The organism is Thauera butanivorans (assembly GCF_048398245.1).
Classification (GTDB): Bacteria; Pseudomonadota; Gammaproteobacteria; order Burkholderiales; family Rhodocyclaceae; genus Thauera; species Thauera butanivorans.
On the sequence record NZ_CP183038.1, the window covers coordinates 4,670,265 to 4,684,976 of the forward strand.

Sequence of the window (14,712 nt, forward strand, 5' to 3'; positions counted from 1 at the left end):
TTCATTCATCAGGCATCGCCCGCCCCCACCCAATGCACTACCGGCTGCACCACGAAATCCACTTCATGCTTGCGTTCGCGCCAGTAATGCAGGGAGCAATCATCCGCCATCGCGGCATTGGCCAAGTCTACTGCATCCCACTCCATCAGCTTGAGGTCGTGAAACAGTCGGGCAAGATGCTCGTTACGGCGTACGGTCGTGTGCAGGACGTTCTGCGGTGTGACACCCAAGGGAAGCAAGCCGGGATTGACGACTTCAAGCCGGTCGGGGTGCAGGTTCAAGAAGATGTCGCCCCGCTGAGTGTGGGGGCGATGCGCAAGGGCATTGACCAGCAGTTCACGCACCACGATCTCATCGAATGCGGGCAGGTTCTGGCGATACAGGCCATCGGGCAATCCGTAACGCTCACGAAAATCGGGCACGTCCTGCCAAACGGCTTCGATCAGTTCCATCGGGTTCAAGGTATGGTCGTCCCAGACCAGCTTGTTGACCTTCTGGGCATGCTCGTCGTATTTGATGAACTGGATGACCGGAGCGGTCGCCAGTTGCGCCCGGCGCTGCTGCTTGCCGATGCAGAGGAGACCAAGATGGGTCAGGTACTGGCCCTGGGCAAGCTGGTAGTGATCAAGCAGTTCCTCGTCATCCTTTTCCTTGACGGACGCCTTCACACGGTCGGATGCGCGCAGGGCGTCCAGCAGGCGGTGGAGCTTGCCGGAGTCACGCTCCGTGCGTGAGATATGCAGGGTTGTCTGGGTCTACCAGGGCAGCGCACTGCGCTCGGTAGCCAGACGCATCACCTCGTCACCAGTGACCGGTTTGCTCTGGTCTGCGACGCGCAGAAAGTAGCGGCCATCGGTGATCGAAGCGACAGCCGTGGCACGCGGAATGCTCAGGTCGATGTATTGGCCGCCATTGGCGGCCGTCAGAATGTTGGGCAACACCACCCACATTGACCGTACGCTCGGCAAGCTTGCGCCGCAATGTGTCCGGCAGGTCGACAGGAATCTGCTGATCCGCAGGCGGAATGCTGTGATCATCTTCGATACCGATCAGAAGATGGCCGCCCGTCGCGTTCGCGAAGGCCACACAATCCTTGACCAGTTCTCCCCAATCGGCTGTCTTGCCCAACACGGCACGCAGCGATTTCCTGTCGAGCAGTTGTCCCTCCTGGCTCATCGGCAGGATCTCCTCATATCTGTGGCCATCAACAAACCGAAGTCGCACCAACCGCAAAATTACCTGACGACACAGGTTGTGATCGACTCACTTCCCGATGCAGAAGTGGCGTTTTCGCCGCATGCTGTTGATTTGCAAAGGAGTTTTTGAGCCACATCGACGCGCTTGGATCTATTCTTGGATCAAAAAATCAAGCGTGTCTCTCGGTAGCGGCGGATGGCCCTCCCTGGACACTTCCTGCACTCCCATTACCGATGCGATGCGTCAGCAGACGACCTGATCAGTGGCAGCGAAAACGGCCATCAACGTTCGCCAACGTCCAATGCGCTGCAACGGGCTCATTTTCCCACCTCCTGATCCGGAACACCAAGGATGTTGCGCCCCGCTTCAGCCCGAAAAAGCGGAAGAAGCGCAGTTCGGATTGATGGCTGCGGCAGCGGTGATGCCGGGGTGAGATGACGGCTCCTTTGGCCAGTTGGCCGATACCGATGGGAGCCTCACCATGTCACATCAAGCCTCAGACATCATCACCCCGAAAGCCCTGTTGCTCGATGAGCGGCTGACACCACTGGAGCGCAACGCCTGGCTGACTTTCCGCTCGCTGGCCAGCAGCGACGGCACCGTGATCCTCAGCTACGACGCGTTGCGCAAATACCTGCCCAGCGCACCGGGCAGCAAGCGGGCGGCCCTTGAAACCGTGTCCAGGGCCGTGCTGTGCCTGCGGCTGTCCACGTGGATTGCCCTGGTCGAGTACCGCCGCAACCCGATGACCGGCTTCTCGATGGCCAGCCGCTACGCGGTACGGAATCAGCCCCTCGCGTTCGACGAGGCCTGCCTGGAGGACGAGGATTACCTGCCCCTGCTGGAACGGGCGCTCGGCCATGCCAGTGCGACGATTCGCCAGTTGGCGCAGTCCATTCTCGATGAGGCCATGCGCCATCCGGACAGGTTGGAAAAGCTGCCTGCAACGATGCAAGAGCGGATCAGGCGCCTGCAGCAGCATGACGATGACCATGATCCGGGCAATCCTGGTGGCTCAACTGCGCGCGATGCCCTCGTTCCCGAAGCCAGCAGCGGCATTCCGAAACCCGTTCCGGCATCTGCAGCAACAGTACGTACTGTAGAAAAAGAAGTATTAAAAGAAGTACGTACGTACCGCTCACCACCCGAAGTGCAGGGATCTGGGCCGTATGTGCCGGCCCGCTTCCGGCAACTGCCACAGGATCAGCAACGGGTTCTCACCGCGCGTCTCAGGGGCTTGCCTCCGGAGCAACGCCTGGCGGTACTGGCCGAGTGGGACGTGCGCTGCGAATCAGGTGGTGTGCACAACGCCATCGCCTACCTCTACGGGTTGATCAAGAAGGCCGTGGAAGGCGTCTTCAAGCTCTGGGCGGCGCGCAAATCCGCCCCGCAGCAGACACCCGTGCAGGCCGTCAGCAACAGCCAGCATGGCTCGCCGCCTGCCCCTTCTCCATCGTCCAGCAACCAAGCTGCAAAACCTGCGTCGCGCGAGGTGGCGCAACGGCATCTGGATCAGATCCGGCGCATGCTGAAGACGCCATCGCTGCCCATCGGGCAGATCATCGGGTGCATGGCTGGCAGCGAAATGCTGCCAACAGCCCTGGGAAACACGCCTGCTGCTGCACGGCTGGGGTCCCTGGGCTCGGCATGAGACAGATAGGGCCGTCACTGCCCGCCGCAGTGACGGCCCGGCGAACTGCAGCAACAATGCGGGTTGGCGCGGCATCGCATTGATGGCGGCGCACATGACGATGCCCCGGGACACTGGCCCAGCAACAACCTGCCGGTGGGTATGAACACCGGAACCCTGGCGCAGGTTCCTGCAAGCGCCGACCCGGCTCGCCGGACGGAACCATCCCTGGCACACCCCGGCTCGCTCTGTGTGCCGCCCTACCGATGGGCAGAGCCTTCCTCATCCTCGGCGTGGTTCGTCCCGCCATCGTCGCAATACACATCCGGCGCTCCAGCCACTCGTCGCGGGTCGCCCGACCTCGCGCGGTCTGTCAGCTCGTTTCCACCACTCCACAGGAGGTACCTATCCCAGCACATCGCGTTGTCGTCCCTTGCAACTCTTCCGCCCGGCCTTCCCACAGGAAGCAAGGCGGACGCCTCATTCGAGGCCACAGGTGAACTGAGCACCTGGCCCTTGCCCTTCGGGGATCTCGCCTTGGCGAGTTGGCAAAAACACTGACCGTTCGCTTCTCAGCCCCGACAACCGACGAAACAACATCGCAATGGACGACCTGACCTACACCCTGCGCCAGCTTTGCCAGCGCAACCGCGACGGCAGCCACGCCACCCAGGCCGACCGGCAGCGCTCACTGAGCCTGGCCGCACGCCAACTGCGCGAAGCAGGCTTCCGCCAGATGCGGGCGACCTCGCTCAAGGGCAAGCACGTCGAAGCCCTGTTGCAGCGCTGGCAAGCCGAAGGCCTGTCGGCCGGCACACTGAAGAACCGCATGGCTCACCTGCGCTGGTGGGCCGAGAAGGTCGGCAAGGCAGGCATCCTGCCAGCGGACAACACCAAGCTGGGCATTCCCGAGCGGCGCTATGTGACCGGCGAAAGCAAGGCCAAGGAACTGGGCGACGGACTGGACAGGATCACCGATCCACACGTTCGCATGAGCCTGCGTCTGCAAGCGGCCTTCGGTCTGCGGCGAGAGGAATCCATCAAGTTCCAGCCCCGCTATGCCGACCGTGGCGATCACATCGCCATCAAAGGCTCATGGGCCAAGGGCGGGCGCGACCGGACGGTACCGATCACGACACCGGAGCAGCGGACGGTGCTGGACGAAGCACACCGGCTGACAGGGTTGGGCTCGCTGATCCCTGCGAACAAGACCTACATCCAGCAGCGGCACGTCTACGACGGGCAATGCAAGGCGGCAGGGTTGAGCAACATGCACGGACTGCGGCATCGGTACGCGCAGATGCGGTATGAGGTGCTGACGGGATGGAAGGCACCGGCGGCGGGTGGGCCTTCAGTCAGGGCATTAAGCCCAACACAACGTATGGAAGACAGCCGTGCTCGCCAAACCATCAGCCGTGAGGTGGGACACGAGCGCGTTCAAATCACTGCCATCTACCTCGGTAGCTAGGTCAGGCAGTATGAGCCCCCTGGCCTATATACACAGCCGTCCACCGGCTCAATCTGCAGGCCCAACAAACGTATTCAGCGCCGTTGCAATCCTCTTGCGTCGCTCAAGCAAGAAAGCCTTGTAGCTTTCCACTTCCAGCAGCGATGCCTCGACCGGGATGCACTGTGCTGCGAACGCTGGCTCGCCAAGCTGGTCCACCAGCGGGGGCAGGTAAACCGCCGGGGCCTTGTCGCTGATCGCGCGATTCGTCTTGCCGCCGATGAAGGCCAGATTGGCGATGTCATCCGCCTCGCGGGCAGTGAAGCTGGTCTTCAATACGGCTTTGGGAAAGATGTGATGGAACTGCAAGCGATGCTGGGCGCCCGAATGATCCAGAGCAATGGCCAGATGGCTGCGCCAATCTTTCGCACCGGCAGCGCGGAAAGCCAGGAACATGGTCTTGAACAGCGCGCTGCGCTGGTTGCGGCCTTCCAGTTCCTCCGCGATAATGTCCAGGCGGCCGAACTGCAGGCGCAGCCGGTCAATCAGCTCGCTCACCGCTCCGCCCTGACGAATACTTGCCAAATCCTGATCCAGAATGGTTTCGCTGGAGCCTCGGGAGAAGCGGCCTTTGGCATTGGCCATCAGCGCCCAATAGCGCAGTTGGCGGGCCTCATTGTTGCTCAGCGCATAGTTGCGGTTGTGTCCGAAATACGCCAGCACCACCAGCAGGAAGGGCGACGACAGCAGCGCCGGGCTATCGATGCCCAGATTGCTACGCAGGAAGTTGAGCGCGAATTCCATGCCCTCGCAGGCTTCTTTCCACGCCTTCTGCAGCTTCTCCACACTCAGGCTACCCACGATCTGGAAACGCGATTGACCGGTGGCAAACGCCATCAGGTTCTTCAGGTGCAAACCGAGATCGAGGTCAAAGCCCGTCTTGGCACAGGCCTTCTGAAAATCCTGGAACGTCTGCAGCGAGTGCCGCCACTTGGCGGTGATCTGCGCCAGAGCCAAGTCGGAACTGCGCAGCTTGGCTCCCAGTGAATTGACCCGGACGAAGATTTCCGTGACCTCATCGTAGGAAAGCGTCCGTTCCAGTACATCCATCCGATAAACGTACTTGCGGATGCCACGTAGCCGGGCCAGGCGCTGGCTGTACTTCTCATAACGAGGATCGTCAAAACCACTGATGCCCGCACGTTTGAGGAACGGCGCATCGTTGTCGTTCTTGAACACTTCCGACACTTTCACCCAATGCGGCAACTGCTCCAGCTTCCTCGTGGCCACCACGAAAGTCATCTTGTTGAAGCGCTTGAGCAGTTCGTCCTCGGTCGAGTCCGTCTCATCGCCAATCAGTTCGCTATCGTCGTCAACATCGTCCTCGTCGTCGCCGTTCTCTTCCACTTCGGTCACGACCGCCAACTGGTCGGGATGCTCCAAGTTGAACAGCAAGTCGATAGGCCGACGACGGCCGCGCACCGATACTGGCTCGCCGCGAATAACGGCAGAGAGCGATGTCAGACGCTGCTGACCATCCAGCAGAAGCCGCGTGCTCTGGTAAGGACTCGTGCTCTGGCTGACCGCGAAATCCTGCAGCGGCACAGCTTCATCCGTTTCCCAAAGCAGGATTGCGCCCGATGGGTAGCCGCGCTACAGCGAATCCAGCAGATCGCGCACTCGCGTGGAGCGCCACACATACTGGCGCTGCATCTCTGGCAAGCGCAGTTCGCCCCGCTCGATCATGGATACCAGCTCTTCGACGCTTGCTTCGGCCTTGGCCATGTTTTTCCTTCGATCAGGCACCGAGCAGGAAGCGCTCGCGGTGCCACTGTAAATAATGCCGGTGCTCGCTGGTCAGCCAGCGCAACGTCATTCCCGAATGAATGCCAAGCCCAGGCAGATCGCTTTGGGACAGGCGGGCGCTGGTCAGCAAATGTCCGGTATCGTCGAAGCTGATCAGAAAGCGGTCGAACAGCGCATCGAGATTGGCCACCAGCAGAAAGCCGTTGAAGGCATCCAGCCGCTCGGCGTCGTCGGCGCATTCGGCCCAGGGTTTGGCATGGCTAGCGCGCAGTGCCTCGGTCACGGTGACGCCGGTCACCGCGCAGGCACCACCCCAGTAGGTCAGCAAGGCATCGCGGTAACGCGCCTGCCCCACGCGCTGGCGCACCAGGCGTTCGACTTCCGTGCCCCGGGCTTCGGCAGGCATCGTTTCGACAGCTTGCGCCACTGCCGCGTGGTAGTCACGCACTGCCTGATTCGGCAAGGCCTGCGACAGGCTGGCCGTGCGGCGCAGCAGGGCTGCCAGATCGGCCAGGGTGGGCACACAAAACACGCCATCTGCTCCGGCCCAAGATTGGAAGCTGCGCAGCAACTCCGGCAGCAGCGCGGGCGTTGCCGGTTGAAAGCGCACCTCGAAACCTTCGGCCCCTGCGGTCACTGCCGCCTGGCAGCGATGGCGAGCCGAAGCCAGCCCCACCGCATCGCCCACCGGCGACAGCACATGCTCGAAGCCGTTGTCGTGGCCGGCTTTCTCGACCAGCGCCCGCTGTAGTGGATTCACCGCGGTACTCATGTCAAAGACGCCTGTTCTGCACCCACCCGCTGACGAAGCAGAAGACCATCCTCGCTGTCGGATGAAAGCCTGAGCCGCTCAAAGGACTTGAAAGCATCTGGGGGCTCAGTCGATGTGGTGACGATGTACTGGAAAGAATCACCTCCACTCGATGCGACATGCCCAAGCAGTGACCACAATATGGCCTCACTCATTTCTGCCTCGCGAGGTGAGTCGTGCAGCAGGAATCCCGGATGAAAGCTATCCGGGGAGGTGCTGTCGAGCAAGCAGGCGATATCCCCGGCCAGAATTTCCAGAACCTTGAAGGTTGTCGAGTGCATTGGCCCCATCTGAAATGGATGGTTGCGGTGCCTATCCTCATCGTTGAAAACGCCCCATTGGAAAGAGGGCAACGACTTGGCAACAGCCTGCATAGACTCACTAATCGCCCGGCGACGCCCCTTTACGGCCTCACGCTCCTTCTCGTGCTGTATTAGAAGTTGCTCGTGACGGTGCCGAGTCGACTCCAACTTTCGCTCTACTGTCACGATATCGCTTGATTGTGATCTTCCAGATGCAATGCTCTCGTAGTGCTCATAGTCCTCGATGGCATCACTGAGAAGCTGGTCGGCTGACAGGGATTGTGCGTGCCTCGTCATAAGCTCGGCTTCCCGTTGATCGATGGCTGCAACTTGTGCATTCATGGGCGCTGTCTCGGCCTCCAGCTCATCCCGTCGGCGACGCAGGGGCGCCAGTTCGCTTTCAAGCTCTCCTTTGGAGCGCTGATGCAGAGTGATCCGCTGCTTCCGATCGATCTGCGTCTGCTCGATCCGCTCCATCACATGGCTGCAATCCCTGAGCAATCGGTTTCCTGCGTCGCAGCGAGTGGGTAGCTGTTGTTGCAAAGACGATGCTTCTTCCTGCAACTCGGCTACCCGCTGCATGTCACCGGCCAGCATGGCTTCGTTCTGCTTGATCTCATTGGTCAGAAGGTCAATGCCAGCTTTCAGCGGCGCACGCTTTTCCACCCACGCCTGACGCTGTGCCGCGAGTTCTCGCCGCTCGGCATCGATGGCCGACAGTTCCTGCTGATAGGCCTCATGACGCTGCTTGGCGATGTCGATCAGGTTTGGGTGCTCAAGCAAGCCGTCCTGCCGGAACGGAGTAGCGGCAGAGACATCGAGGCGGCGAGTCAATTGGCGGCGCACATGTTTCAGCAAGCGCGCGGGCTCCTCGCGCAGTGCTTGCAACTTCGATTTCTGATCCTCCATCTCCCTGGCGGTGCTGTCCAGGTCGCGCAGTGTTGTCGCGTCATGCAACAGACCTAGCACGATTTGCATGAGTGCCGCTGGCGACCTTGCTGGCAGGCTGAATCCAACACCATCGGCGCGCCACTGGTAGTAGTTGTGGTAGCGCGCATTCTGGTCGCGGGAACACCAGGCCAGAATTTGGTGCCACTCGATGGATTGCTTCGACGTTGGCAGCTCCTGAACGGGCAGGATTTCGACCAGATGCTGGCGCAGCGCAGCCTGGTAGGCACTGAACTCGTTTTCGGCTTCATTGGCCGCCAGTTGACGCCAATCAGCAGATCGCGATGCTCGATAGTGTTTCTGATGCAGCCACGGCTTCAGGACCGTCCACACCTCGCCACCCACATGCACACGGGCGGCGACTGCGCCTTCTTTCAGCTCGCGACTGCTCAGCAGTTCGTCGCGTAAGGTCGAACCACCGGACCAAAGCGGATCATCCAGCACGAAGCGCAACAACTGGCAGAAGGCTGTTTTTCCGACGCCGTGACCGGAGCTACCCGCTCCAGGTGGCGACACGATCAGATTGAGCCCGCGCCGCAAGGGGATCTCGCGCAAGAGTCGCTGGGATGTCAGCGAATCCAGCAACCACAGTGTTTCGACCCAGAGGCGTGGCCTGGCATGGCCTGTCGTCGAAAGGGCGGCACCATTCATAAGCACTTATCCCCGTTTGCGCAGTTCGTCGGTCTGCGCATCCGATGCCGAATCTGCCATCACTTCTGCCAGAGCGGCCTCATGGTGGCGACGAGCCTCGATCAAGTCACGAGCCAGCGATTCGGTGCGATGATCGCCAATGATGTCGGCCAGCGCTTCCGGGTTGCGGATGGACAGCGGTGCCGTTGCGGCGACGCCCAACAGGTCACGAAGCCAACCACAAATGTGCGTCCAACGCTCCGTGTTCACCGCCCCCAGCCAATCATGCAGTCTCTCGGCATGTGGCGTGTCTTCCGGCAATCGTGCCCCAAGAATGCGCCGCAGGCGATTGTCGTCACACGGCCCGGCTTGCAGGAGTACGTCGCAGACCAACCCTGCCAGCCAATCCTCGGCTTCGGAAGCAGGCGTGCCGCCTTCGGCATAGACGGGAAGCGGCACGGTACGTCGCGACGGTTTGACGGTGGGCACAGTGATCGGCTGCTGCTGTTGCAACACATCCCACGCCTCCAGCACCAGCCGTTGCGTGCGGTATTCGCCGAACTCCTTCAGTTCCTTGTCCTTGAGCACGCGGAAGGTTTCGCTGGGGTAGTCCTCGCCCATGAGGTCGGCGGGGTCGAGGATGTAGCGCAGTTCTTCGCGGGTGAGGCCGTAGAGTTTGGCGTAGTAGGCATCGAGTTCGGCGCGCAGGATGGCGCGGCGGTCGGGGTCGAAGGGGAAGGGGTCGCCGTCGTAGCCCAAGTCTTGTGCCCAGCCGGAGAGGTCGTGGGCGGTGTAGGTCAACTCCAGTACGCGCGGGACGATGAAGGCGAGGTCGGACTCGGTGTAGCGGTTTGAGGGTAGGAAGGGTAGTTGCTTCACCAAGAAGAAATTCAGGTTTACGCCGCCGACCTTGTTTTTTGCTACATAGTCGAATACCAAGCAGTTTTGATTAGCGTAGAAGGCTGCGAGATTATTTGGCTCCTGATTGGATATGAATCCAATTAGGGAATTGGAGAGCGCCGAATACGGAACAAGCGACGATATGAATGTTCTTTCATTGGACGGGCTGGTCACGCTTTTGAAGGCAATCATCCACTCATGGCTCCACTGGTCGTAGAGTATTTGATCGACGACAGCTTTGGAAACCCAGTACTGTGGCTTGACCTTGTAATCAGAGTTTTGGTGCTCAGATAACGTTGTTTCTTTCGGCTGGCCTGGCCGCACCCTATTCTGAAGATTCACCTCTACACTTGCCGCACGATGGTCATAGGCTTGTACCATCTTGCCTTCGTACAGCGGCAGGTGGTCGGCGGCTGGCGCGTCCTTGAACAGGTGGCTGTCGTTGGACATGTCCAGCATGCGCATGAACGAAATGCCCCACGGGTTTTGCTCAGGCTCCACCACTTTGGCTTGTTTGCCCTCGCCTGCGGTGACGGCATCGCGCATCAGCACCGGGGCGGCACGGTAGAGCTTCTTGGTCAGTTCCGCGTCGCGCTCGCTGCGGAAAACCGGGCAGGTGAGCGTGTTGGGGTTGATGAGGCGGAATTCGTCGGGCGTGAGGGTGAAGCGACGGCGCGGGTCGGCCAGTTGGCCGACCTGGGTGGCGAAGCAGACGAATTCGGCCTGTTCCGCCGCGCCCAGGGTGAGCAGGCAGAACTTCATGCGGCTATCGACGGCGGGGAACAGCTTGTCGCGGTTCTCGATGTCGTACAGGCTGACCAACCGCCGGTTCTGGGTGATGTGGCCGAAATACGCCTTGGTACTGTCGTCGGTGGCGATGCCAGTGGGCACGATGAAGCCGGCGCGGCCACTGTCGGCATGGATTTGCAGGATGGTTTCGGCAAACAGCGCGTAGGTGTTCACGTCGCCCACGCCGGTCAGCGGATAGCGGCCGCCATCGGTGCCTTTCACATGGGCAAACACGCTGGCCGCTTCTGCCGTGCGGCGGGCGGTGACGAATTCGCGGTAGAGGCGTTTTTCGGTCTCGTCCTCGTGCACCTGGTGGGCCGGCTCGGGGTACAGGTGGCGCGCCAGCATGCCTTCGCTGAGCCACTGGATGCGCTGGGCGCGTTCGGCCTTGTTGCGGGCCTCCGCCACGTCGCGATGGCGGGTGGCGAAGAACTCTTCCTCTTGCAGCTTGATGCGCTCCCAAGGCGGATTGCCCAGCACGCAGTCGAAGCCGCCTTGCGCGAACACCTGCGGGAAGGCCAGCGGCCAGTGGAACACGCGCGCCTGCTCGCAGGCGTCGCGGGCCGCGGCGATGGGGGCGGCGTGCTCGGTCTGGGCACGTTCCGGCGCGGTCAGCAGCGCATGCAGGGTGATGCTGGTGGGTACGGTTTCTGCCGTGTCCTCCGTCTTGGGCAGCAGGTAGGCGCCCACCAGCGCATCGGCGGCGTGGGCCAGCGGGCTGTGGGCGGAGTCCGCCAGAAAGTGGCGCCAGGCCTGTTCCTTGGCGGTCACCTGTTCGGGCGTGTCGGCGGGCAGGGTTTCGATGGCACGCAGGGCTTCCAGGCCGCTGCGGTTGTCCACGCCCAGCAGCATCTGCTTGCCTTGCAGATCTTTGGCGATCTGCTTGAGGCCGGCGGCGTTGGCCTTGGCCAATTCCTTGCAGACGTCCTTGTCGTCGCCGCTCAAGGGCTTGAAGGCATCCTTGGCGACGCCCTGTTCCAGCGCGTTCAGGTCGGTCAGGCCCAACAGGGCGTCGCCGACTTGCAGGTGGTGGTCGAGGAAGCCCAACGGGCGGCCTTCCTCGTAGCCTTCCAGCCACAGGGCCATGCGGGCCAGTTCAATGGCCATGGGGTTGCGGTCCACACCGTAGATGCAGCGGGCCACCACTTCGCGCAGGGCGTGGCGGTAGTCCTGCGGCTGGATGGCGCCTTCCTGCCCGCCTTCGAGGCTGCGCAACTGGGCCAGCTTTTCCGCCAGACGGCGGGCGGCGGCGAGCAGAAAGTGGCCGCTGCCGCAGGCCGGGTCGATGACGCGAATGGCCAGCAGTGCCTCGGTGGGGTTGGCTGGATGGGCCGCCAGGCGCTGTTCGATGACGGGATCGAGCGCGCTTTTGATCAGTTCCTGCACCAGGCTGTCGGGGGTGTAGTAGCTGCCGGTGAGCTTGCGGGCGTTGCCGGCGGTGCTGCCCTCTTCGGTGCGGCCAACGAAGCCGAAGGTGCGCGCTGGCAGATCGATGGCGGGCACCAGTTCCAACAGGCTTTCATAGACGCTGCCGAGTTCTTCTGGCCCCATGTTGCGGTAGTCCACCGGCACCATGCTTTGCGCGCCGGTCGGCTTGGCCCAGCGCAGATGTTGCAGGGCGGCCAGCAGGTGGGCGTTGTCCAGGCTGGCGGCATCCAGATCTGGGCATTGCGCGGGAGCGAACAGGCCGCCCAGGGCGGGCAAGGCCAGGCGCGGCTCGCCCTGGGCCAGGCCGCGGAAGACGATGCGGATGGCTTGCCATTGGTCGTCGTGCCGGGTGCGGGCGCGGCGCTTGAGGCACAGCTCGCGCAGGCGGGCCAGGGCGTAGCCTTCGGCATAGGCGCGGCGGGCGGCCAAGGCTTCCGGGCTGTCGTCCTGCGGGTGTGCATGTGGATGAAGAACGCCGCGCTCTTCCACGGTGAAGATGAAGATGAGTCGGTAGATCAGGCGCAGCAGTTGTTGGAAATATTCATCCTTGCTGAGCGTGCCGTCATGAAGGGCGGCGCGCAGGGCGTGGTTGGCGGGGTGTTGCAGGAAGCCTTGACCGAGTGTCAGCAGAGCTTGTTCGACACCATTGCGCAGGCCGTCGCGCACGCGAGTGCCTTCCTGTTGGCCTTCGCTGCGCCATTGTTCCCAGATGCACGCTGTAGCGCCTTGTCCGGGGCGTGGCGCGCGGCTGGCGTGCAGCAGGCGCCAGACGTTGGCGAATTCGGCATAACGCTGGCCACCAAGCAGGTCGGCCAGATCGACTTCGAGAAAGCTGGGGCGGGTAAGGCTGGCAGCGTCGCGCAGCAGGCGCAGTTGCTTGCCATTGCTGACGATGCCCCATTGCAGCGGTTCGCTGGCGTTGAGCAATTCCTGCATGGCCAGAAAAGGCGCTTTCTTGCGGCTGCCGCCGCCCTGCACGGCAAACTGTGCATCGGCCTCGTCCAGGCCCAGAGTGTGTGGAGCCACCAGCACGGGCAGGCTGCCGGCCATGAGGCTGACCGGGTAGCGCAGTTCACCCACTTGCTGTGCCGACGCGGCTTGCAAGGCGGCGTAGCCAAAGGCGTCGCGCAGCAGTTCGTGGATGAAGGCCGTGGTGAGCTGGGCGGCGTCGATGTCGGCGCGTTCCGTCTGCGCGGCGAAGTGCTGCCATTGGGCGCAGGCGATCTGGAAAGCGCGGCTGTATTCGTCCTTGAGCTTGACGCCCTTGGGGGTGCCGTAGTCGGCCTCGCTCTGGGCGCCGGCGCGGCCCTGGGCGGCTTTTTCCAGTTGGTCGGGCAGGAACAGGCCGCCTTCGAGCTTGAGGGTGGGAAGGTTCAGCGTGGCCTGGGGCTTGCGGATGCGTTTCATGATTTGGTCTCCCCCAGAATTTCCCAATGGCCAGCCTTGGTCGGGCCAACGTGGCGCAGCCTGCCCTGTTTCTTCAGTTGCTCCAGGTGATAGCGAACGCCCTTTTCCGTGATGCCGATTTTTTGGGCAAGGTCTTTGGCGGTGCTGGCCGGTGTCAATTGCAGGTGGTGCAGGATTTTTTGCGCTGTTGAAAGCCCTGCCAGTGCATCGGAAGGGGCAGTTTCTGTACTGGTTTCTCTACCAGTCTTGGCGTTTTCTCTGCTAGTTTTCAGAGTTTCTGTACTGGTTTCTCTACTAGTATCAACGGTTTCTGTACTGGTTTCTGCACCAACCTCCAGCGCCGATGGCCGCTTGAAGCGGGTAATGAACAGCCCGCCGATTTCGATGAAGCTGGCATCCGGGGCGTTTTCCAGAATCAGTGGCACCCCCCGGCCCCAGGCTTCCACCAGATGAATGCGGCGCAGCAGTTCGGCGATTCTCGGGTTGCGGCGGCGGGAGACGTTGCCCTGGCGTATCTCGTCAAAAGTCAGGTTGCCGTAGAGGCTGCCGGGGCTGCGGATTTCCAGGCGATCCTTGAACACGGCAACCTGCACAAAGTCGGGGTCGCGCCAGTCGCGGTGGCAAAAGGCGTTGACCAGCGCTTCGCGGATGGCCTTGAGGGGGATTTCTGGCACGTCCACGCGGCGCAAGCCTTCCAGCCGCATGCCGATGTGGATGTTTTTGAGGGCGTATTTTTCGGCTTCTTCGATCAGTTCGAGGATATCGCCGTCGAAATCATGACGGTCGATGATGGTGGAGCTGGTGGTGGTGGCAAATACCGCGCAGCGCAACTGGATGGGCTGGTGGGCAAAAAACAGTTTGGCGGCGTTGATGGGCGCACCCTGGCGCAACAGGTCGAGCTTTTCCAGGGCGTTGGCGACGCTGTCTGGCGGCAGGCCGGCGCGTGCAAGGAAGCGGCTGATTTTTTCGGGGTTCAATTGTTCCAGTGCCAGGCCGCTGGGTTCGTTTTCCCAGCGCAGCGCATCCTGGTTGCTTTGCAGGATGAGGTTTTTCAGTTCGCTGGCACTGAGTTTTTTATCTTCATCGGCCACCCGCATGTAGGCACGGCCATAGGCCAGATAAGGCTGCTGCCAGCCCTCGGCCTTGATTTGCAGGCAATGCTTACCCTCAATGAGCTGCTGGGTGATTTGTGGATAGATGGCCGGTTCGATATGCGCGGCAATGGCCTGGGAGACATCACGCAGGGTTTTTTCGTTGATCTCCAGCCCCACGGCTTTACCGTTTGGCGCAATGCCGAACCACAGTTCGCCCTGGCCGTGCTTGTTGAGCATGGCGGTCAGCGAAACCAGCCCCTGTTTCAGTTCGGCCAGAGACTTTTTGAGCTCGGTGGTTTCGGTCTCTGTCATGGGCGGCTCGT

At 61.7% G+C, this 14,712-nt stretch carries 9 protein-coding genes and 2 pseudogenes; 2 read left to right on the forward strand and 9 right to left on the reverse strand.

Going from position 1 to position 14,712, the window contains the following annotated elements:
- Positions 1 to 8 precede the first annotated feature (8 nt).
- From ACNQFN_RS22505 to ACNQFN_RS22515, 3 genes and pseudogenes are all read right to left on the reverse strand, one after another.
- The gene (locus tag ACNQFN_RS22505; RefSeq protein ID WP_418647625.1) at positions 9 to 668 is read right to left on the reverse strand and encodes an ATP-binding protein; all 660 of its coding nucleotides are present in this window, start codon (positions 666 to 668) and stop codon (positions 9 to 11) included.
- Between the two features lie 87 nt (positions 669 to 755).
- Positions 756 to 941, reverse strand: a complete 186-nt coding sequence (locus ACNQFN_RS22510; protein ID WP_418648958.1) for a hypothetical protein — start codon at positions 939 to 941, stop codon at positions 756 to 758.
- A gap of 133 nt (positions 942 to 1,074) precedes the next feature.
- Positions 1,075 to 1,176, reverse strand: a pseudogene (locus ACNQFN_RS22515) (hypothetical protein); the annotation flags it as partial.
- 502 nt (positions 1,177 to 1,678) lie between these two features.
- On the opposite strand from ACNQFN_RS22515, the gene ACNQFN_RS22520 reads away from it, so the two are divergent.
- Both ACNQFN_RS22520 and ACNQFN_RS22525 read left to right on the forward strand, forming a co-directional pair.
- On the forward strand, positions 1,679 to 2,848 hold the full coding sequence (locus tag ACNQFN_RS22520) for an STY4528 family pathogenicity island replication protein (protein ID WP_418647626.1): 1,170 nt from the start codon (positions 1,679 to 1,681) through the stop codon (positions 2,846 to 2,848).
- A 583-nt stretch (positions 2,849 to 3,431) separates the two neighbouring features.
- Complete coding sequence (locus tag ACNQFN_RS22525) at positions 3,432 to 4,295, forward strand: phage integrase N-terminal domain-containing protein (RefSeq protein ID WP_074856694.1); 864 nt, start codon at positions 3,432 to 3,434, stop codon at positions 4,293 to 4,295.
- 48 nt (positions 4,296 to 4,343) lie between these two features.
- Here the strand turns inward: ACNQFN_RS22525 and ACNQFN_RS22530 are convergent.
- The 6 genes and pseudogenes from ACNQFN_RS22530 to ACNQFN_RS22555 form a co-directional block, all read right to left on the reverse strand.
- Positions 4,344 to 5,915: pseudogene (locus tag ACNQFN_RS22530) on the reverse strand (GmrSD restriction endonuclease domain-containing protein); the annotation flags it as partial.
- Positions 5,916 to 5,927: 12 nt separating this feature from the next.
- Positions 5,928 to 6,059 (reverse strand): DUF262 domain-containing protein, encoded by a 132-nt coding sequence (locus tag ACNQFN_RS22535; RefSeq protein ID WP_418647627.1) that lies wholly within the window; start codon positions 6,057 to 6,059, stop codon positions 5,928 to 5,930.
- 13 nt (positions 6,060 to 6,072) lie between these two features.
- Positions 6,073 to 6,852, reverse strand: coding sequence for an HNH endonuclease (locus ACNQFN_RS22540; protein WP_418647628.1), 780 nt, complete (start codon positions 6,850 to 6,852; stop codon positions 6,073 to 6,075).
- Entirely contained in the window at positions 6,849 to 8,792 is a 1,944-nt protein-coding gene (locus ACNQFN_RS22545; protein WP_418647629.1) for a hypothetical protein, read from the reverse strand. The genes ACNQFN_RS22540 and ACNQFN_RS22545 overlap by 4 nt, the downstream gene beginning before the upstream one ends.
- Before the next feature lie 6 nt (positions 8,793 to 8,798).
- The gene (locus tag ACNQFN_RS22550; protein WP_418647630.1) at positions 8,799 to 13,295 is read right to left on the reverse strand and encodes an Eco57I restriction-modification methylase domain-containing protein; all 4,497 of its coding nucleotides are present in this window, start codon (positions 13,293 to 13,295) and stop codon (positions 8,799 to 8,801) included.
- On the reverse strand, positions 13,292 to 14,701 hold the full coding sequence (locus ACNQFN_RS22555; protein WP_418647631.1) for an ATP-binding protein: 1,410 nt from the start codon (positions 14,699 to 14,701) through the stop codon (positions 13,292 to 13,294). The genes ACNQFN_RS22550 and ACNQFN_RS22555 overlap by 4 nt, the downstream gene beginning before the upstream one ends.
- Positions 14,702 to 14,712 lie beyond the last annotated feature (11 nt).